This window comes from Bradyrhizobium sp. LTSPM299, from assembly GCF_000938235.1.
Lineage (GTDB): Bacteria > Pseudomonadota > Alphaproteobacteria > Rhizobiales > Xanthobacteraceae > Bradyrhizobium.
Window position 1 is genome coordinate 235,498 of record NZ_JYMU01000013.1, and the last position, 18,232, is coordinate 253,729.

Annotated in this window: 29 protein-coding genes; 12 read left to right on the forward strand and 17 right to left on the reverse strand. The window is 63.8% G+C overall.

Features of this window, described 5'->3' with window-relative positions; genetic code table 11:
• Nucleotides 1-71: 71 nt before the first annotated feature.
• Nucleotides 72-323, reverse strand: a complete 252-nt coding sequence (locus UP10_RS09105) for a hypothetical protein (RefSeq protein WP_044586999.1) — start codon at nt 321-323, stop codon at nt 72-74.
• 274 nt (nt 324-597) lie between these two features.
• Here UP10_RS09105 and ettA point away from each other — a divergent pair, with 274 nt between their 5' ends.
• Nucleotides 598-2,247 (forward strand): energy-dependent translational throttle protein EttA, encoded by a 1,650-nt coding sequence (gene ettA, locus UP10_RS09110; protein ID WP_044587000.1) that lies wholly within the window; start codon nt 598-600, stop codon nt 2,245-2,247.
• Between the two features lie 82 nt (nt 2,248-2,329).
• On the opposite strand, the gene UP10_RS09115 is transcribed toward ettA, so the two are convergent.
• Complete coding sequence (locus UP10_RS09115) at nt 2,330-2,746, reverse strand: hypothetical protein (protein ID WP_245321694.1); 417 nt, start codon at nt 2,744-2,746, stop codon at nt 2,330-2,332.
• Between the two features lie 228 nt (nt 2,747-2,974).
• Between UP10_RS09115 and UP10_RS09120 the strand changes: the two genes are divergently transcribed.
• Nucleotides 2,975-3,559 (forward strand): TIGR00645 family protein, encoded by a 585-nt coding sequence (locus UP10_RS09120; protein WP_044587002.1) that lies wholly within the window; start codon nt 2,975-2,977, stop codon nt 3,557-3,559.
• 175 nt (nt 3,560-3,734) lie between these two features.
• Nucleotides 3,735-4,916, forward strand: a complete 1,182-nt coding sequence (locus UP10_RS09125; protein ID WP_044587219.1) for a lytic murein transglycosylase — start codon at nt 3,735-3,737, stop codon at nt 4,914-4,916.
• A gap of 89 nt (nt 4,917-5,005) precedes the next feature.
• Here UP10_RS09125 and UP10_RS09130 read toward each other — a convergent pair whose 3' ends face one another.
• Both UP10_RS09130 and UP10_RS09135 read right to left on the reverse strand, forming a co-directional pair.
• The gene (locus tag UP10_RS09130; protein WP_044535977.1) at nt 5,006-5,278 is read right to left on the reverse strand and encodes a hypothetical protein; all 273 of its coding nucleotides are present in this window, start codon (nt 5,276-5,278) and stop codon (nt 5,006-5,008) included.
• Between the two features lie 237 nt (nt 5,279-5,515).
• Nucleotides 5,516-5,842 (reverse strand): hypothetical protein, encoded by a 327-nt coding sequence (locus UP10_RS09135; RefSeq protein ID WP_044536178.1) that lies wholly within the window; start codon nt 5,840-5,842, stop codon nt 5,516-5,518.
• A 190-nt stretch (nt 5,843-6,032) separates the two neighbouring features.
• Here UP10_RS09135 and UP10_RS44020 point away from each other — a divergent pair, with 190 nt between their 5' ends.
• The 3 genes from UP10_RS44020 (at nt 6,033) to bfr (ending at nt 7,391) form a co-directional block, all read left to right on the forward strand.
• Nucleotides 6,033-6,323, forward strand: coding sequence for a hypothetical protein (locus tag UP10_RS44020; RefSeq protein ID WP_044587003.1), 291 nt, complete (start codon nt 6,033-6,035; stop codon nt 6,321-6,323).
• Between the two features lie 177 nt (nt 6,324-6,500).
• On the forward strand, nt 6,501-6,770 hold the full coding sequence (locus UP10_RS09145; protein WP_044535978.1) for a (2Fe-2S)-binding protein: 270 nt from the start codon (nt 6,501-6,503) through the stop codon (nt 6,768-6,770).
• Nucleotides 6,771-6,902: 132 nt separating this feature from the next.
• The gene (gene bfr / locus UP10_RS09150) at nt 6,903-7,391 is read left to right on the forward strand and encodes a bacterioferritin (protein WP_044536180.1); all 489 of its coding nucleotides are present in this window, start codon (nt 6,903-6,905) and stop codon (nt 7,389-7,391) included.
• Between the two features lie 98 nt (nt 7,392-7,489).
• Here bfr and UP10_RS09155 read toward each other — a convergent pair whose 3' ends face one another.
• The 6 genes from UP10_RS09155 to UP10_RS09180 all read right to left on the reverse strand — a co-directional run bounded on the left by UP10_RS09155 (nt 7,490) and on the right by UP10_RS09180 (nt 10,988).
• Nucleotides 7,490-7,903, reverse strand: coding sequence for a hypothetical protein (locus UP10_RS09155; RefSeq protein ID WP_044587004.1), 414 nt, complete (start codon nt 7,901-7,903; stop codon nt 7,490-7,492).
• Nucleotides 7,904-8,087: 184 nt separating this feature from the next.
• Nucleotides 8,088-8,504: a DoxX family protein gene (locus UP10_RS09160; protein ID WP_044587005.1), complete on the reverse strand. Its 417-nt coding sequence runs from the start codon at nt 8,502-8,504 to the stop codon at nt 8,088-8,090.
• A 43-nt stretch (nt 8,505-8,547) separates the two neighbouring features.
• Entirely contained in the window at nt 8,548-8,901 is a 354-nt protein-coding gene (locus UP10_RS09165) for a hypothetical protein (RefSeq protein WP_044535981.1), read from the reverse strand.
• Nucleotides 8,902-9,055: 154 nt separating this feature from the next.
• Nucleotides 9,056-9,403 (reverse strand): MmcQ/YjbR family DNA-binding protein, encoded by a 348-nt coding sequence (locus UP10_RS09170; RefSeq protein ID WP_082077026.1) that lies wholly within the window; start codon nt 9,401-9,403, stop codon nt 9,056-9,058.
• A 22-nt stretch (nt 9,404-9,425) separates the two neighbouring features.
• Nucleotides 9,426-10,487, reverse strand: coding sequence for an alpha/beta fold hydrolase (locus UP10_RS09175; protein ID WP_044587007.1), 1,062 nt, complete (start codon nt 10,485-10,487; stop codon nt 9,426-9,428).
• 99 nt (nt 10,488-10,586) lie between these two features.
• Nucleotides 10,587-10,988 (reverse strand): nuclear transport factor 2 family protein, encoded by a 402-nt coding sequence (locus tag UP10_RS09180; protein WP_063775368.1) that lies wholly within the window; start codon nt 10,986-10,988, stop codon nt 10,587-10,589.
• Nucleotides 10,989-11,127: 139 nt separating this feature from the next.
• Between UP10_RS09180 and UP10_RS09185 the strand changes: the two genes are divergently transcribed.
• Entirely contained in the window at nt 11,128-11,820 is a 693-nt protein-coding gene (locus UP10_RS09185) for an ArsR/SmtB family transcription factor (protein WP_156179722.1), read from the forward strand.
• Here UP10_RS09185 and UP10_RS09190 read toward each other — a convergent pair whose 3' ends face one another.
• Nucleotides 11,821-12,066, reverse strand: coding sequence for a DUF2188 domain-containing protein (locus tag UP10_RS09190; RefSeq protein WP_044535985.1), 246 nt, complete (start codon nt 12,064-12,066; stop codon nt 11,821-11,823).
• A gap of 113 nt (nt 12,067-12,179) precedes the next feature.
• On the opposite strand from UP10_RS09190, the gene UP10_RS09195 reads away from it, so the two are divergent.
• Nucleotides 12,180-12,446 (forward strand): DUF2277 domain-containing protein, encoded by a 267-nt coding sequence (locus UP10_RS09195; protein WP_044587009.1) that lies wholly within the window; start codon nt 12,180-12,182, stop codon nt 12,444-12,446.
• Between the two features lie 86 nt (nt 12,447-12,532).
• Nucleotides 12,533-12,736, forward strand: coding sequence for a hypothetical protein (locus UP10_RS09200; RefSeq protein ID WP_044587010.1), 204 nt, complete (start codon nt 12,533-12,535; stop codon nt 12,734-12,736).
• Between the two features lie 38 nt (nt 12,737-12,774).
• Here the strand turns inward: UP10_RS09200 and UP10_RS09205 are convergent, their stop codons facing one another.
• The 3 genes from UP10_RS09205 to UP10_RS09215 all read right to left on the reverse strand — a co-directional run bounded on the left by UP10_RS09205 (nt 12,775) and on the right by UP10_RS09215 (nt 14,644).
• A complete protein-coding gene (locus tag UP10_RS09205; protein ID WP_156179723.1) occupies nt 12,775-13,299 on the reverse strand; it encodes a collagen-like protein in 525 nt (174 codons plus the stop codon).
• A gap of 137 nt (nt 13,300-13,436) precedes the next feature.
• Nucleotides 13,437-13,700 carry a helix-turn-helix domain-containing protein gene (locus UP10_RS09210; protein WP_044587012.1) on the reverse strand — a complete coding sequence of 88 codons (264 nt, stop codon included), beginning with the start codon at nt 13,698-13,700 and terminating at the stop codon, nt 13,437-13,439.
• Between the two features lie 176 nt (nt 13,701-13,876).
• Nucleotides 13,877-14,644: an SDR family NAD(P)-dependent oxidoreductase gene (locus UP10_RS09215; RefSeq protein WP_044587013.1), complete on the reverse strand. Its 768-nt coding sequence runs from the start codon at nt 14,642-14,644 to the stop codon at nt 13,877-13,879.
• A 112-nt stretch (nt 14,645-14,756) separates the two neighbouring features.
• On the opposite strand from UP10_RS09215, the gene UP10_RS09220 reads away from it, so the two are divergent.
• Entirely contained in the window at nt 14,757-15,242 is a 486-nt protein-coding gene (locus UP10_RS09220; RefSeq protein WP_245321695.1) for a hypothetical protein, read from the forward strand.
• A gap of 134 nt (nt 15,243-15,376) precedes the next feature.
• On the opposite strand, the gene UP10_RS09225 is transcribed toward UP10_RS09220, so the two are convergent.
• Nucleotides 15,377-15,625, reverse strand: a complete 249-nt coding sequence (locus UP10_RS09225; RefSeq protein WP_044587222.1) for a hypothetical protein — start codon at nt 15,623-15,625, stop codon at nt 15,377-15,379.
• Between the two features lie 286 nt (nt 15,626-15,911).
• Here UP10_RS09225 and UP10_RS09230 point away from each other — a divergent pair, with 286 nt between their 5' ends.
• Nucleotides 15,912-16,349, forward strand: a complete 438-nt coding sequence (locus tag UP10_RS09230; protein WP_044587014.1) for a hypothetical protein — start codon at nt 15,912-15,914, stop codon at nt 16,347-16,349.
• Between the two features lie 393 nt (nt 16,350-16,742).
• The gene (locus tag UP10_RS09240; protein ID WP_044587016.1) at nt 16,743-17,177 is read left to right on the forward strand and encodes a hypothetical protein; all 435 of its coding nucleotides are present in this window, start codon (nt 16,743-16,745) and stop codon (nt 17,175-17,177) included.
• Between the two features lie 195 nt (nt 17,178-17,372).
• On the opposite strand, the gene UP10_RS09245 is transcribed toward UP10_RS09240, so the two are convergent.
• Both UP10_RS09245 and UP10_RS09250 read right to left on the reverse strand, forming a co-directional pair.
• Complete coding sequence (locus tag UP10_RS09245; RefSeq protein WP_044587017.1) at nt 17,373-17,759, reverse strand: RidA family protein; 387 nt, start codon at nt 17,757-17,759, stop codon at nt 17,373-17,375.
• Between the two features lie 4 nt (nt 17,760-17,763).
• On the reverse strand, nt 17,764-18,231 hold the full coding sequence (locus tag UP10_RS09250) for a YeeE/YedE family protein (protein WP_044587018.1): 468 nt from the start codon (nt 18,229-18,231) through the stop codon (nt 17,764-17,766).
• Between the last annotated feature and the right edge of the window lies 1 nt (nt 18,232).

An 18,232-nucleotide genomic window follows, 5' to 3' on the forward strand; every position in this document is an offset into this window, starting at 1 on the left:
TCGGGGGCGCGTCATGGTCGCGCGCAATCGGTGGGCGCGCAAGCGGACGAGGTTGCAAAAAGGATCGGCTGTTATGCTGACGGAGACGACCTGCGCGCCTTCCCGGTCCGGATCTCGGCGAGCATCGATTGCACCGCGGGTGACAACCCGACGTGTTTGGCGCGCCAGGCCGGGCCCGGGCCGCGCATATAGTGCAGTTCCGGCCGGTAGGGGTTGAACGCCTTGGCCACGAATGCACGCCAGAAGGCGCGGAATTCTGCGAACAGCTTCGCCTCGCCTCTGGTCGCCGGGCGGGGAAGAGATGCCGAGGTGATGGTAGCCATGACGCGGCCTCTGCTTGTTCGATCGCGGTTCTGCCGCGAAAAACGCCGTTTTCGGCGCTGAGAACGAGTTTTGGCCTGATTTATTAAAAGATAGTTTCAATTGTCGTGATCCAGGGCACACAAGGGTGTGCCCGCGCACATATGGTATCTGCCCCGTAATCGCCGGTGGTGAACGGATGGAAAACGGGGCGGTCGCGGTTGCGCTTTCGGGGGCCGGCCGCTACATCGGCGGCAGCAAAATTTCCACAAATCCTCTCGTTTCCAGGGATCGCGAATGGCTCGCCAGTTCGTCTATTTCATGCAGGGTCTGACCAAGAGCTATCCGACCCGCAAGGTGCTCGATAACGTCCATCTGAGCTTCTATCCGGACGCCAAGATCGGCGTGCTCGGCGTCAACGGCTCGGGCAAGTCGACGCTGCTCAAGATCATGGCCGGGCTCGACAAGGAATATAACGGCGAGGCCTGGGTCGCCGAGGGCGCCCGCGTCGGTTACCTCGAGCAGGAGCCGCATCTCGACGCCACCAAGACCGTCCGCGAAAACGTCATGCTGGGTGTCGCCAAGCAGAAGGCGATCCTCGACCGCTACAACGAACTGGCGATGAATTATTCCGAGGAGACCGCCGACGAGATGACCAAGCTGCAGGACGAGATCGAGGCCGCAGGCCTTTGGGATCTCGACAGCAAGGTTGACCAGGCGATGGACGCGCTGCGCTGCCCGCCCGACGATTCCGATGTGACGAAACTCTCCGGCGGCGAGCGCCGCCGCGTCGCGCTGTGCAAATTACTGCTCGATCAGCCCGAGCTGCTGCTGCTGGACGAACCGACCAACCATCTCGACGCTGAATCGGTGTCATGGCTGGAAGGCCATCTGCGCAACTATCCCGGCGCGATCCTGATCGTGACCCATGACCGCTACTTCCTCGACAACGTCACCAGCTGGATCCTGGAGCTCGACCGCGGCAAGGGCATTCCCTACGAGGGCAATTATTCGTCCTGGCTGCAGCAGAAGCAGAAGCGCCTCGCGCAGGAGGGCCGCGAAGACGTCGCGCACCAGAAGACGCTGATCCGCGAGCAGGAGTGGATCGCGTCGTCTCCGAAGGCGCGCCAGGCCAAGTCGAAGGCGCGCTATCAGCGCTATGAGGAACTGCTGAAACAGGCGAGCGAAAAGCAGACCCAGGTCGCGCAGATCACGATTCCGGTCGCCGAGCGCCTCGGTCAGAACGTCGTGGACTTCGAGAACCTCAGCAAGGGTTTTGGCGACCGCATGCTGATCGACGATCTCACCTTCAAGCTGCCGCCGGGTGGCATCGTCGGCGTGATCGGCGCGAACGGCGCCGGCAAGACCACGCTGTTCAGGATGATCACCAAGCAGGAAGAACCGGACAAGGGGTCGATCACCGTCGGCGAGAGTGTTCATCTCGGTTATGTCGACCAGTCGCGCGACGATCTCGACGGCAAGAAGAACGTCTGGGAGGAGATCTCCGGCGGCAACGAATTGATCCTGCTCGGCAAGCGGGAAGTCAATTCACGCGGCTATTGTTCGTCGTTCAACTTCAAGGGCGCCGACCAGCAGAAAAAGGTCGGGGCGCTGTCCGGCGGTGAGCGCAACCGCGTGCATCTGGCCAAGATGCTGAAGTCGGGCGCCAACGTGCTGCTGCTCGACGAACCGACCAATGACCTCGACGTCGATACGCTGCGTGCGCTGGAAGAGGCGCTGGAGGATTTCGCCGGTTGCGCCGTCATCATCAGCCATGATCGCTGGTTCCTCGACCGCATCGCGACCCATATCCTGGCCTTCGAGGGCGACAGCCATGTCGAATGGTTCGAGGGCAACTTCCAGGACTACGAAAAGGACAAGATGCGCCGGCTCGGCCAGGACAGCATCATTCCGCATCGCGTGAAGTACAAGAAGCTGACGCGGTAAGGCGTTTTCGAGCGAAAGCCTGTCCCGGACTTGATCGGGATGGATACCGGTTTGCGCTGGGAGAACGCGTCAAAACAAAAATCTAGAGGCGACCTCGCAGGTCGCCGAACCTGTCGAGGAATGCCCGCGCGCGGGGCAGCGCGTCGTGAAGGAACTGCTTTGGCTCGCGCAGCCAAAGCCCTTCGATCTGCCGCGAGCGTTGTTCCGAGATCAGGACATCCGTCGGCAGATCGACCAGCATCGCGTCCCAATCCGGAAAAAACCGCCGCGCGCGCCGGAAGCCGAGCGACAGCAGATCGGCTTCGGTGGTCAGGCCGTGGTAGTCGAACGCAGTCCTGCCATCGGTGACGTAGATGTGGTGGCCGATGTAGCCCGGTGCCGGCTTGATCCATCGGGCGCGGAAGCCGAGGTCGGAGTATCTTTCCAGAAACGCGTAGGCGAGCACCTGGCAGGCGCCATTGGCAAAGAACTGGCGATCGGGCCGATGCCATCGACGCAATGGATCCTCCTTGACGTTGACCTTCGGAAAGAACATTTGCGCTGTGCCCGGGCTGAGTCGACTGTATGACGAGGCTACCTCGTGTCGACGGCAGCGGAAGCGCCGAATTCGCAAATCCCGGGGATCGTGACCGCATCGCGGCGCAATCTGCGGCCAGTTGTCGCTTTTCAATCGCGCGGGATTGCGTAGATAGAGCGCTCCGCAATCCAATCCCGCGAGCCATCCAACATGTCTGCCATATCCGACGCGCCCGCTCTGGCGAAGCGCGGGTCGCTGCGTCCGATCCCCATGCTGATCTTCGGATCGCGCTGGCTGCAATTGCCACTTTATGTCGGCCTCATCATCGCCCAGGCCGTTTATGTCGTGCTGTTCCTCAAGGAACTGTGGCACCTGTTCGCCCATGCCTTCGATTTCAGCGAGCAGCAGATCATGCTCGCCGTGCTCGGCCTGATCGACGTCGTCATGATCTCGAACCTCCTGGTGATGGTGATCGTCGGCGGCTATGAGACCTTCGTGTCGCGCCTCAATCTGCAGGGGCATCCGGACGAGCCGGAATGGCTGAGCCACGTCAATGCCAGCGCGCTGAAGATCAAGCTGGCGATGGCGATCATCGGCATTTCCTCGATCCATCTGTTGCGCACCTTCATCGAGGCGGGCGCATTGTCGTCAGGAAAGGCCAACTACACCGAGACCGGCGTGATGTGGCAAACCATCATCCATTGCGTCTTCATCCTGTCGGCCATCGGCATCGCAATCGTCGACAAGCTGTCAAACGACCCGATCGAGGGCGCGAAGCAGCAGGTCGCGCACTGACCGCGGCCGAAGGGCGCTCCGCGGTTCACAGCAATCCAGTGCCGTGATAAGGCTCACGGCACGAGCAAGACGGGGTCCACGAGATGGCGCCCCATTGGACCGCTGCGTGAACAGGCTATTGGATTTGGCATTTCTCCGCGCGCTCGCCTTCGGGCTTCTGCTCACGCTCTGGCCGATGGTGGCGCCGGCCCGCGCCGCCGACGCGGCCTTCACCCAGTTCATCGCCTCGCTTTGGCCCGAGGCACAGGCCGCCGGGGTGTCGCGCGAGACCTTCGATCGCGAGACGCGCTCCCTCGAACCCGACTACAAGTTGCCCGATCTGATCCTGCCTGGGCGTCCGAAGACCGGCGCATCGACGCAGGCCGAGTTCGTGCAGGTGCCGGCCGATTACATCAAGGAAGCCTCGATCGCACGGCTTGCGGAGGAGGGCGAGAGGCTCCTGAAGAAATATCGCCCGGCGCTCGATGCGATCGAGAAGCGCTTCGGCGTGCCGGCCACGATCGTGCTGGCGATCTGGGGCCGCGAGACCGACTATGGCCGCTATGCGTTGCCCTACGACACGTTGCGCGTGGTGGCGACGCAGGCCTATGTCGGCCGCCGCAAGGATCAGTTTCGCACCGAGTTCATCCTCGCGCTGAAGATCCTCGGCGAGGGCGTGGTGACGCGCAAGGAGTTGCGCTCGTCATGGGCCGGCGCAACCGGCTACACCCAGTTCCTGCCATCGGAATATTACAAGCATGGCGTCGATCTCGACGGCGATGGCCGCGTCGACATCTGGCACTCGGTGCCGGACGCGCTCGCCTCCGCCGCGCAGCAGCTCGTCAACAAGGGCTGGCAGCCCGGCCTGCGCTGGGCCTACGAGGTCAAGGCGCCGGCCAATGTAGACTGCACGATGGGCGTTCCCGAGGTGACCAAGCCGATCGGCGAGTGGTTGCGCGCAGGCTTCGTCCCGGTGCGCGGGCAGAGGCTCAGCGCCGCCGAGCAGGCGCAGCAGGCGTCGCTGCTGCAGCCGGAGGGGATCTACGGCCCCGCGTTCCTGACCACGCAGAACTACTTCGTGATCAAGGAATACAATTTCTCTGATCTCTATGTGCTGTTCGTCGGTCATCTCGCCGATCGCATGACAAGCCCGCTGCCGTTCACAACGCCCTGGTCGGCGTCGATGCAACTGCGGTCCGCCGATGTTGAGGCGATGCAGCGGCATCTGACGCGGATCGGTCTCTACAAGGACAAGCTCGACGGCAAGGCCGGGATGCAGACCCGCGCTGCGCTTGGTGCCTATCAGAAGGCTGCGAGCCTGAAGGTCGATTGCTGGCCGAGCGATGCGGTGCTGCGTTCGATGAGCGCGGCGCGTTAGGAAAGCAACACCGCGACCCTCAAACAAAAACCCGGCCGCAGGCGGCCGGGTTTGAAGGCAATGCGCGCGAGAGGCGCGACGCGGTCGGCTTACTCGCAGACTTCGACGCGGCGGAAGCGCCAGTTGTAGCCATCCCAGAAGCGCTCGCGGACCCAACGGCAGGGCGGGGGCGCTTCTTCCACATACACCGGACCACCATAGGCCGGGCGGCTGGAGGCAATGGCGCCACCAACGATCGCACCGCCAATCAGGCCGGCTGCGATGCCCACGCCAACGCCACGCTGGGCGCTGGCCGGCGTTGGGGTGAGCGACGAAGCGGCAATCGCAGCGACAGCGACGAAGGCAGCCAGGGTCTTCTTCATGTCTTGGGCACTCCTGAGGTGGCGCCGTGGGCCGGCGCCGGGTTTGAGGTAACTCGCACGCTGGTTTCGAACTGCTGTCTCGCTAAACAGCGCATAACAGTCAATTGAAAGTAAACGTCCGTCCGATGATGACGTAAAAAGCGGTTTTTTCGGGCCATCAACAGCGGATGTCCCGGAAAACAGTCGGTTTTCCGGGACATCTGGTTCGATTTAATCGAGATGAACGAGGATTAGCGGTTAATCGCAAACCCTGACTCTGCGAACGCGCCAGCCGTAACCGTCCCAGAAGCGCTGACGTTGCAAGTAGCAGTCGGGACCCGGGCCGTAGCCTGGATCGGCGACATAGGCCGGTCCGGGCGCGTAGCCGTAGCCAGGGCCGTAACCGTAGCCTGGGCCGTAATATCCGTTCTGCGATGCGATCGCGCCGCCGACGATGGCGCCGCCGATCAATCCTGCAGCGACGCCGGCGGCGACACCACGTTGTGCGTGGGCGGGGGCGGGCACCGCCACAGCCGAAACCGCCAGAGTGGCGACGGCGCAAAGCGCCAGCAATGTCTTCTTCATGACCTCACCCTTTCCCGGGAGCTGCGACAGCTTGCAAAGCGGTCTAGTGGCCAAACTTCCATATTTCGCTTGAATGTTCAATGAACGAGGTCGCCGCATTTGGCGACGAATGGCCATAGTTTAGAGTTGTTCTTGCGGTGCACAAATAGAGAACGGGGCTACTGATGCCGCACAGGTGGAGACGGGGGTGATGAGTGGAATGGCGACGTTCATGATCGCGGTCGCCGGCACCTCGCTGGTCGTCTTTGTCCTGATCAGCGCGAAAGCGAGCCGTGTTGCCGGGCGGAGCAGCGCCGCCGGCGATGGCGCAAGCAGTTCGACCAGCGATTCCAGCGGTGATGCCTGGAACCTCGGCTGGCTCGGAGGCGACAGCTCAGGCAGCTCTGCGAGCTGCAGCGGTGACAGCATCAGCGGCGATTCAGGCGGTGGCGACTGCGGCGGTGGTGGTGGCGATGGAGGCGGCGGCGGAAGTGGCGACTGAGACCAATCGCCCGGCAGTGCCCGCGAACAATGCCGGTCGCGGGACAAGTTTTAGACTCGTTCCAATATGAATCCCGCATCAGTTTGGAATTGCTTCAAAAAGCGTGTTTTCCTTTTGCATCCGATCGAGCCGTTCAATAGATCATTTGTAGCATCACAATGGACCTGCCTTTCTCCGATGATTGTCTGTTCCTGCAACGTCCTCAGCGACCACGATGTCCGCGCCGCCGTGACGGCCGGCGGCGCGCCGACGCGCAATGCCAAGCAGGTCTATGGCTGTCTCGGCTGCAGTGCCGAATGCGGCCGCTGCGCGCGCACCATCAAGGCCATCATCGACGAGGCGCTTGGCCCCTGCGCCAAGGCTTGCTGCACTGGCTGCCCGCACGGCTTTTCCCACGCTGCCAACGAAGACGAGCCGGCAGCCGAGTTTGCGCTCGCGGCCTACTGAGTCCCCTGCAAATCCCCTGTTTTCTTTATCCACGCGCCGCTTCCGCGGAGGGTTGCTCTTGCTGGTAATCTGATTTAGAAGCATTCTAAATTAGACTCCGGCCGATTTTGGCCGCGACAGGTGGAGTGGATCATGCAGGGCGACCCGAAGGTCATCGATTATCTCAACAAGGGGCTGCGCAGCGAACTGACCGCCATCAACCAGTACTGGCTGCACTACCGGATGCTGAAAAATTGGGGCCTGATCGAGATGGCCAAGGTCTGGCGCAAGGAATCCATCGAGGAGATGGAGCACGCCGACAAGTTCGTCGATCGCATCCTGTTCCTGGACGGCTTCCCGAACCTGCAGGTTCTTGATCCCCTGAAGATCGGCCAGGACGTCAAGGAGATCATCGAGTGTGACCTCGCCGCCGAGATCGGCGCACGAACGCTGTACCAGGAGGGGGCGACCTACTGCCACGGCGTCAAGGACTATGTCAGCCGCGACCTGTTCGAGCAGCTGATGAAGGACGAGGAGGACCACATCGATTTCCTCGAGACCCAGCTCGACCTGATCAAGCGTATCGGCCTTGAACTCTACACCCAGAAGCACGTCGGCCATCTGAAGGGCGAGGAGTCCTGACCGGCTTCGCCAGGATCGGAGACTATCTCCCAAATTGCGAGAGGCCGTCCATCCGGGCGGCCTCTTGGTTTTTGGCGGGGCGTCTTGCGATCCGGCCGTCAGTAGCAGCGGGTGATGTTGACGGTCCGATCTCCGCCGCGTCCGGGGACGACCACGCTCTCCGTGGGGCAGCTCGACACATAGGGACGATCGGACGGCACCACTGCTGGCGGATACCGATGCGCCCAGTCCCAGGGAACGTCATAGGTGGTGGTGTAACGGACGTCGTTCGAGACCGGCGCCGCAACCTCGGTGAGGGGTTCGCCGGACGGACCGTCATAGTATCCATATCCGCCTGCGACCGGCCAGAAGGTGCCGGGCACGCGCCCGTGATGCCGGAAGGCTGGATGTGGGGACGTGAACGCGCCGCGCGGCGCTGCTCCCGATCTCGCGAAAGTCTCGGTCGAGGACGCAGACATCAGCGCTGCAACGCCGAGCGACGCAACAAGCGCCGCAGATATTCGATACGCCATGGCACGCACCAACTCTTCGGTTACGAAGGATTGTGCGGACGCTAAGCCGCGTCCCGTCGCGCCCGCAAACCCATACTTAATTATTGGTTAAGAAGTAATCTTAACAGGGGGGCGCCGCCTCAAAAGGGCGCGAGGCTATTCGTGTTGCGTCAGAGCTGCTGCTCTGGAGTTCCTGCAGGATGGCCTATCTGAGCTTCCGCCACGGCCAGTCGATCACCCCGGCGGAATAGAGCGCCCACCAGACCAGCACCGGCTGAAATGCCAGCCGCGGCCCGTGGTATAACCAGCTGTTGCTGATGTAGGGCAACGCGATGCCGTCGATCGCGTGCTTGATATTCGCCGGCCAGACGCAGATCGCATAGGCCGCGAGCGCGATGCCGGCCCACCAGCGCAACGGCTGCGTCACCAGCGCCGCAGCGCCGGCGAGCTCGCAAATCCCGGTGATGAAAATCACCAGCGGGGCGAAGGGCACCCAGGATGGCGTAATGGCAAGCAGCTTGTTGGGCACCCAGAGATGCGCAACGCCGGCCGCGGCGTAGATCACAGCGAGGGTCCAGCGCAGGACGGCACGGATACGCTCGTCAGGTTTGGCGGACATCATCAGCGGACCTAACACGGCTCCGTGGCGTGTGCCACGCAGAGGGCTAGACAGCGTCCGCGGGGACAAAACAGCTGATGATGATGCCGCCGCGATGATGCACATACCACACGACAGCTTCGCCGACCGGATTGCCGCGATCGCGGATCACCGCACGTTCGGGCACCATCATCCACTCGCCTTCGATCGGCACCCAATAGGCGCCGTCGCGGACATCGTAACTGGTGCGATGGCCGTCGGAGATGTCACAGCAGGGCACGCCGTTCGGCGCCATCACGCTCTTGAACCAGGCGCGAATGTCTGATGGCACGTTGTCGTACTGACCGTTGTCGAACGCGAGCGCTGCGCCCGCCAACGTCGAGAGCCACGCAAGCAGGGCGATATGCGTGAACCTTCGCATCCGGATCCTCCACGTAACGTCCCGGCTGCCCATGCGCGGCGAACGACGCATCGGCGAATCCATTTGTTGCGCGCAATTAGGCACGAACCGCGCACGGGATGCATGCTCAAAGAATGAGCGAGGCGGCGCCGCGCCGTTTGATGCGCTGCGAAAATCAGGCGCGCTTCGCGGCGCGCGGTTTCATGGCCGGCTTCGCCGCGAGATTGTCCCACGCCATCGTCAGCGCGCTGCGCAACGTGGTCGGGTCGGCTTTCGCAAGCCGGACATTGGTGCTGCCGCCCTTGCCCCAACCGCCCGGCACCGGCCGGAAGATATCCGGCTCCGCCGCGACCACGATCGCCTGCTGCTCCGGCGTCAGCTTGACCATGCCCCAGGCGTCGTCGGGATAGCCAAGCGTCGCGAAAATGCGCTTGCCGACGCGGAAGTCGGCGTGGCCCTGATGCGCACCCTCGACCGCGTCGGGCAGGTCGAGCGCAATCTTGCGGAAGCGGCTTTGTGACACGGTGCTGATCCCCGGGTTCAGCCTACATCGTTCGCTGCGGTGCAGTCTGCAGCAGCTCCTGCAATTGTTTGGCGTAGAATTTTGCGTCGCCGGTGGTGGAATGGCCGCGGGTCTCGGTGCTGGCGGGGATGAGATAGATCGTGCCGTTCTTGATCCGCTTCACCGCTGCCACGGTGACGCCGGTCTCCGGAGGGTTGCGTTCATCGTCGGCCGCATTGATCGCGAGCAGCACGGCCTCGATCTTCTCCATTCCGGCCGATGGATCGTAATCGTGCGAGGCCTCCCATTGATAGATGGTGTCGTTGGCATCTGACGTGAACGGCAGCGCCAGTTGCTCGTCGACCATCTTGTCGGCCTGCGCCGCTGATGGCGCCAGCGCCTGGTAGCCGAGCGTGCCGCCGGCGCTGGCGAAGCCATAGGCCGCGAGGGCGTATTTCATCATCCGCGGCTGGCTCGTGTAGTTGCCGTTGTTGTAGTCGGGATCGTTGCGGATCGTCTCCAGCATCGTCCGGCGCAAGATCCAGTTGCGTGACGCCATCGCGGTCGGCTGCGACGCCATCGGCACCAGCACGTCCATCATCGACGGGTAGCGCACGCCCCAGATCCAGGTGTGCATGCCGCCCATCGAGTTGCCGATCACGAGCCGCAGATGCTTGACGCCGAGCCCCTCGGTGACCAGCCGGTACTGGGCATCGACCATGTCGTCATAGTCGTATTTCGGAAAACTCGTTCGCATCACATCCGACGGCTTCGAGGATTTGCCGCGTCCGATGCCGTCGGGGATGATGATGTAGTATTTTGTTGCGTCGAGTGGTTGGCCGGGCCCGAACAATTCGCCGGCGAAGCTCGGCGTCAGCATGCTGGCGGCCGTGCCGCTGGAGCCGTGCAGCACCAGCACCGGCTGTCCGGTCGGCGCGCCGACCGTGGTGTAGTGCAGCCGCAGCTCCGGCATGATCTCGCCGGTGTGGAACTTGAAGTCCTTCGCGATCCACTCGCCGTCCTGCGGCGCGGGATAATCTGCAGCCATTGCCGTGACCGGTATCGAGACGAGAGCGACTGCAAGCGCGGCGCACAAACGGATCATCGTGTTTCTCCCCGGGCACGGCGCGTTTGTCCAGCCGCTCGGGCGCAAGGCTATCATGACGGCGACCGTCGCGCGCAGGGCTGAGGTGGAATTGTCGAGCTAGCCCTCCCTCAACACATTGAGGGCATACCATCCCCAATAGACGCGGTGGCGCCGGATCAGGCCGTCCTCGATCTCCATGATTTCGACCAGGTCCATCTGATCGCCCTCAGGCGACTGGCGCGGGTATTCCCAGGTGATGACACGGCCGTCGCTGAAGAATCCTTGCTTGAAGCGTTTGCGCTGCGGCGGATTGGTGCGGAATACCCGTGTTATGAACTCGCGCAGCGCATCCGTGCCGCGGACGATGCCGTCGCGCGTCTGCATCAGGTGCTGAACCAGCGGGCTTTCGATCGAGGCCTCGGACGCATAGAGCGCCAGCGCCGCCTCGAGATCCTTGTTGCCGAGGGCCTCGTCCCAGAGCCTGTAGATGCGTTCCGCATCGTTCCTGTCTGTTGTCATGGCTGTTCTCTTTCTCTCCGTTGACCTGTGCCGATCAGAGCGGATAGGGCGGCTGCGATGTTTCAGGAAAATCTGAAATGAGTTTCGAAGCCTCCGGATTGCAGGTAGGACTGTTCCGATCGATTTGGAGGACGAAGCGGTGGGATCATCCGGTCAGTCCGTGCAGACGGGATTCTCGCGGATCGCCGAGGCGCTGGGCGATCCGGCGCGCGAGGCGATGGTCAGCGCGCTGGCCGACGGCAAGGCGTTGCCCGCCGGCGAGCTTGCCTCAGTCGCCGGCATCTCGCCGCAGAGCGCCAGCGCGCATCTGCAGAAGCTGGTCGATGCGCGCGTGCTGTCGGTCTGGGCGCAGGGCAGGTTCAGGTATTACCGGATCAGAGACGACGACGTCGCGGCGCTGATCGAGAGCCTGGTCGACCTTGCAGCCAGAGCGGGCGCCGCGCGCAAGCGTGTGATGCCGGCCGAGCAGCTCAGGCAGTCACGCACCTGCTACCATCATCTGGCGGGTCAGCTCGGCGTGCTGCTCTCCAATGCGCTGATCCGCCGCCGGCTCGTTGTGGTCGACGGCCGCACCGGCCGCGTGACCGAGCAGGGGTTGGCGTGGTGCCGGGCCGAGGAGATCGATTTCGATCCGGCGCGTCAGCCGCATCTGCGGGCTTGCAACGACTGGACCGAGCGCGTCCCGCATCTCGCCGGTCCATTTGCCAACGCCGTGCTGGCGCGGCTGCTCCAGACGCGCTGTGTTGCGCCGCACCGCATTCCGCGTGCGCTGCGCATCACGGACCGGGGGCGAGCGTTCTTCGATCGGCTTGGCGTGCAGGTTCCGTTCTGACTAGCGGCCGTCCTCGACTTCCGTCTCCGGGCGGTCATTGCCGGCCGCGGTTTCGGTGTGCCATTTCCCGTCTGATGTCTCGTACTCGATCGCCTCGGTGCGCCCGGGCACGCGCTGCTCGGCAGCGACGCGTCGCGCGGCGGCAAGTGCGGCGGCATGGGTCGGAAACGGTTCCGAAAACACGCCGCTGACGGTATAGGCCCAGCCGCCGTCGTGCTGGACGACCTTGTAGATCACGTGGCTCATTGGAACCTCTCCGCCGTAGACGATGTAGCTGCCAGAATAGACCACGATGTCGTATTTTGCAGCAGCCGATCGTCCTTGAGAGAATAGCCCCATCGCCGGACAAGGAGACCACCATGTGTCGCAACATCAAGACGCTGTTCAACTTCGAGCCGCCTGCCACCGAGGACGAGATCCAGGCTTCGGCGCTGCAGTTCGTGCGCAAACTGTCCGGCTTTAACAAGCCGTCGCAGGCCAACGAGGCCGCGTTCAACCAGGCCGTGACCGAGGTGTCCGAGACGGCGAGAAGGCTGCTGATCTCGTTGCAGACCACCTCGCCGGCGCGCGATCGCGAGATCGAGGCGGAAAAGGCCAAGGAGCGCTCGCGGCTGCGGTTCGGCTGAGATTGGCGTCGGTTCGTGATCCAGCTCACGGACCATCGGCGCGGCACCGGGCAGCATCGCTGTCCACCCCGGCCCGGAGCAACGCCATGAAGCCTGCCGTCCCGCTCACCCTCTGTTCGATCGCATTCGCCGTTCTGTGGACCTGCGGCATGCTGTGGTCGAGCGGGGTGATCGACCGCACCAACGTCATCATCCTGTCGATCTGCGGGGCATTCGCAGGCGTTGCGTGGTACTACGCCATGCGCTGGGTGTTCCAGTTGATCCAGCTCGACCCGCGCCGCGATCCGTAGATGATCCGCCAGTCGAACCGCACGCCGTTTGTTGTGCGTTACTTCTTGTCCTTCTTGTCCTTGTGACGGTGCTTCTTCTTTTTCTTGTGATCGTCGTCCTCGCCTGAATCATCCTCGCCGAAGTCGCCGGCATCGACGTCGTCATAGGCGATCGCTTCCGCCGCCGCGCGCTCGGCGGCCTCGTGCTCGGCCTGCTCGATCGCTTCGCGCTCTTTGCTGCGCTTGTAGTCTTCGTAAGCGTCGAAGATCATGTGCAGCCACGGCATCACCTGGTCGAGCGACGGCAGCGCTCCGGCCGGTCCGGCTTCGCCGCGCGGGCCTGCCGGTCCCGGGGCGCCTCGCGGACCAGCCTCGCCGCGCGCGCCTTGCGGGCCTGCTTTGCCCTGTGCGCCAGGCTTGCCCTGCGGCCCGGCCTTGCCGATCGGGCCGGCCTTGCCGACCGGACCCGGCTTGCCGCGCACGCCTTCCGCCCCCGGCCGTCCTGGATGTCCCTGCGGACCCGGTCGGCCCGGCTCGCCCTGGCGGCCCTGTGGCCCCCGGCGGGAAGTTGTGTCGTCAGCCACTGCGATGCTCCGTCGAGATGTGGAGCCGCTTGTAACAGAGGTTGGACGACGGCTTCAATTCCGCCGGCCGGCGCCGACGCAAGCGATCAACAGTCATAATTCGATGCGTCTTGCGATCGATCGGCCGATCTGAACGGCTACGCCGCCGCGCGCTCGCTGTGCGGCGGCACCTCGATGCCGTCGGCGGAGTATTCGCGGATCTTGTTGCGCAGGGTGCGGACCGACAGCCCCAGCACGCGTGCGGCGCGGGTGCGGTTGCCGTCGCAGCGCGCCAAGGTCTGCAGCACGAGCTCGCGCTCGACCTCGCCGACGGTGGCGCCAATGAGCAATGGCACGATTTCATTTGGGGCCAGCGACGGCAGCAGAGCTTCCGGCGACAGCAGGGTGGACGCGTATGACATTAACAACCTCCCGATCAACGCCCGCCTCAGCGATGAAGCGGAAACATCGAGAATGAACTACCCCTAGTCCGTAATTTCACGGTGAGCCGGTTTGGTTAACAACGTCTTAACGCACCCCTAACCGTCTGCGTTGTAAGGAAAATACCCCGAAATCGCCACGATTGCGGTTCCATCCGTCACAATGTCCGATAGCCGCCATCGACCATCAGGATCGTGCCCGACACATAGGCCGCGAGATCGGAGGCGAGGAAGATCGCGGGCCCAACGATGTCCTCCGGCTTGCCGGCGCGGCCGAGCGGCGTGTGGTCCATGAACACCTTCACCAGATCAGGATTGGTGGCGCGCACCTTCTCGTTCAGCGGCGTCTCGATGAAGCCGGGGCCGATCGCATTGACGCGTACGCCGTCCTTGCCGAGTTCGGCGGCGAGCGCCTTGGTGAAGCCGAGCACGCCGTGCTTGGAGGCGGTATAGGCCGGCGAGCTCGGCGTGCGCAGGTGCACAAAGGACTGGATCGAGCCGATATTGACGATGCGTCCCTTGTTCCGGCGCAAGGGTGCGAGGAACGCGTGCGTCACGTTGAAGACGCCGGTCAGATTGATCGCGATGATGTCTTCCCAGTCCTTGATCACGGCCTCGTCCGTACCAAGCATGCCGTTGCGGCGGGCGATGCCGGCGTTGTTGACCAGGATCGAGACCGCTCCAACCTTGTCGGCGACTTGTTTCGCCATCGCGGTACAGGCGTCGCGATCGGTGACGTCGAGCGTAAAACTTTCCGCCTTGCCGCCGGCATCGCGGATTTCCTTTGCCGCCTCGGCAGCCGCCTCGCCGTTCATGTCGAGCAGCACGACGCGCGCGCCCTCGCGTCCATAGCCCACCGCGATCGCGCGCCCGATGCCGGAGCCTGCACCGGTGATGACGGCGATGTGATTGTCGAGAAGCGGCATGGGGTTTCCTCGTCTATTTTGGGATGTTGTCGACAACACTATTCAAAACTGCACCAAGTGAAACGCCAAGCGGTGTTTGCGCGTTGCTGTTATCCGAATTCGGATGATGCCTATGGACTCGAACATGCACCCGCAGATCAGGCAATGGAAACTCGCGATCGAGCGTTTTTACGCGACGCCCGACCCCGATTATCGCGAGATGGCCCGGATGGTCGCGGAGATCGCGGCGACCGATCTCGACGAGACGCTGCGGCAGGCGGCCGCACAGGTGCTGCCGATCCTGCGCCGGGCTGCGTTGACATCCGCCGACCGCCGCACCCGGATGATGGCGCTGCGCCGCCTCGGCATCATCGGCGACGCGCTGCATATGCTCGCGATGCCGCTGTTCGGCCGGCGCGGCCTGGCGCCGAAGGCGCCGACGCAGGAGGATCAGTATCGGCAATTGCTCGGCCTGCCGCTCGGCCGCCGTCTGGCCACGACCGAAATCCATCAGGCCTTCAAGCACGCTGCCAAAACGGCACATCCTGACGGTGGCGGCAACGGGCCGGCGTTCCACGAACTCGCCGCCGCGCGCGACGCGCTGATCAGGCATCATTGAGGGATGATCGGGTGCAGCACGCAGATAGCGTAGGGTGGGCAAAGGCGCGTTTGCGCCGTGCCCACCATCAACATTCTGCTTGCGATGGCGGGCACGCTTGCGCTCTGCCCACCCACCACAAGCGACGCGATCGCTCAGAACGAGCAGGTGCCGTTGCTCAAGAGACCAGTCTTGTAGGCAAACGCGGCCTCGAAGGTCGGCAGTTCCTCGCTGACGACGGCATAGTTCGACGGCCACGGCACGGTCGGGATGCTCTGGTCCCAGATCTGGCAGACGCCGGTGTCCTGCCAGCGGATCAGATGATAGGGCGTGGCGCTCGCGGGGCCTGCTGCGGCAAACGCAGAGACGGCAAGGGCGGCACAGGCAATCGGCAGACGACGCAAGAAACGAGGCATGGGAAATCTCCGGTTTGAAAAAATCTTGCTCCGCAAAGGCAATTTGGGAGCTCTTTTGAGAGCGCTGGGGCGTGTCGCCCCGGACATGATTTGAGTGTTGGAACCCGCGAGTCAGGTTCAAATGGGTCAGGTTCAATGCTGAACGCGCGGAGAAGCTCGCGATGAGCGGGCCGCCGCTGTCCCAAATTGCGCCGCCTTGTTTGCTTGCTACAGTCCGCCAGGCGCGATTCGCTTGATGTCGCGATGTGACAAACATTTTGGGGAGACCGCACCAATGAGAGCATCCGTCCTTCGTGTCGCGCTGGCAGCACTCATGGCCTTCGCGGGCCTCGCCGTCTCGTCCGCCGCCCGCGCCGACAGTGGCTTCGTGACGCTCGTGATCTACAAGGCGGGATGGATCATCGGCGGCTCCGGCGGCAGCGGCACGCTCACGTTCCGCGGCCGCTCTTATGCGCTCTCCACCGGCGGCCTCGACTACGGCCTGGTGTTCGGCGGCTCGAAGACCGTGCTGCGCGGCCGCGTCAGCAACATCAACCGCGCCAGCGACATTGCCGGCGTCTACGGCGCCGCCGGTGCCGGCCTCGCGCTCGGCCGCGGCGCCCGCGCGATCGTGCTCACCAACCAGAAGGGCGCGGTGCTTGAGCTGACCGGGCATCAGGTCGGGCTGATGGCGAATGCGGATTTGAGCGGGTTGGCGATCACGATGCGGTAGGGATGTCGCAAGGCGGTCCGCAAATTCGATGTCATCCCGGCCTGGTGCGCAATTGCGCACGGGAGCCGGGACCCATAACCACCGAATTCGGCTGCAAGAGAAGTCGACTCCGCTTGTGCCCTTTCCGGGCCGCGGCGTATGGGTCCCGGGTCAAGCCCGGGACGACAGCGAGTATGTTGCTCCGCTTGCGAGTCATACTTCCGCATTCTCGCGGCGCGATTTGCCCGAGTTTCACGATGGGGCTTGCGCCGTCGGGCAACTCAGTGATTGGGGTGTGCGGGAGGCTGATCGGCGCGCTGCCCCCGCATGCCCCGGCGGTCATTTCAACCGTGCCGCCCATCGGCTAGATTGGCGCGAATCGATCCACCTCTCGCATCGTCCGGAGTATCCTCCATGAGATTGTCATCCGCCGCCCGCGCCGTGCTGCTTGCGCTGGGGCTGCTCGCTGGATCGTCCGCCGCCCTGGCCGACGAGGGCGCCGTGACACTCGTCATCTTCAAGGCGGGCTGGATCTTCGGCGGCTCGATCGGCAAGGGCGTCATGACCTTTCACGGCCAGACCTACGGGCTCACGGCCGGCGGGCTGGATTATGGCCTCGTCTTCGGTGGCTCCCAGACCACGTTGCAGGGCAAGGTCCGGAACATCCGCCGGGCCCAGGACATCGCCGGCGTCTATGGCGCGGCGGGCGTCGGCGTTGCGTTCGGCGCCGGCGTGCGCGGCATCGTGCTGACCAACCAGAACGGCGCGATCCTGGAATTGGCCGGCAAGCAACTCGGCCTGATGGCCAATGTCGACCTCTCAGGGCTCGCGATCACGTTGAAGGAATAATTCGTCCTACGGTCTTTCCGCTCGTCATTCCGGGGCTCGCCACCGGGTCCGCGCGAATGCGCGGCCCGATGACAGGCTCCGCGAGAGTTATGATGCGCAATTGCGCATCCGAGAATCCATTCATCCACGGGCCACGCGGCCCGATGGATTCCGGGCTCGCGCCAAGCGGCGCGCCCCGGAATGACGGAGAGCTCGTCACCCCCTCACCGACGCCACGCCCTCGATCTCGATCAGCATCTGCGGGCTCGGCAGCGCCAGCACCACGCAGGTGGTGCGCGCAGGGTAAGGTGGCGGCCCGAACGCGCCGGCATAGAGCGCGTTCATCGTGGCGACGTCGGCGGCGCGGGTCAGCAGCACGTTGACCTTGACGAGATCGCGCATCGTGGCGCCGGCCTCGTCCAGCACGCGCTTGAAATTGGTGACGACATTGGCGAACTGCGCCTCGAAGCTGTCAGGCAGCGCGCCATTGGCATCGAAGCCGGGAATGCCCGAGATGAACAGCAAATCTCCGACGCGGGCGCCGAACGAGAGCGGCGGCGACTTGATGCCGGGCGGAGGCGGGAAGTGTTTTATCAACGTCATGGAGTTACCCGTCGGTGCGAGATGGAATGGCCTGAGTTTCGATTGCGTCTGCGGCAACCGTACGGCGGCGCCAGAGTTCGTAGCCGATCATGCCCAGGATCATCGCGACGACGAACACGACCATGGGTAGGCTGAGCCCCGCGAGGTTGACCAGCGCCGGCCCGGGGCAGATGCCGACCAGGCCCCAGCCGATGCCGAACAGCACGGCGCCCACGACCAGCGGCGCATCGATGTCGCTGCGCTCCGGCCAGAGAAATCGTGCGGAGACCACCGGCGCCGTGCGGCGCCGCGCGATCGCAAAGCCTGATGCGGCGACCGCGACCGCGCCGCCCATCACGAAGGCCAGCGTCGCGTCCCAGGCGCCGAACAGATCGAGGAAGCCGAGCACCTTCTGCGGATCGGTCATGCCTGAGATCAGCAGGCCCTCGCCGAAGATCAACCCGCAGACGAGGCTGGCGACAATAGCCGGCATT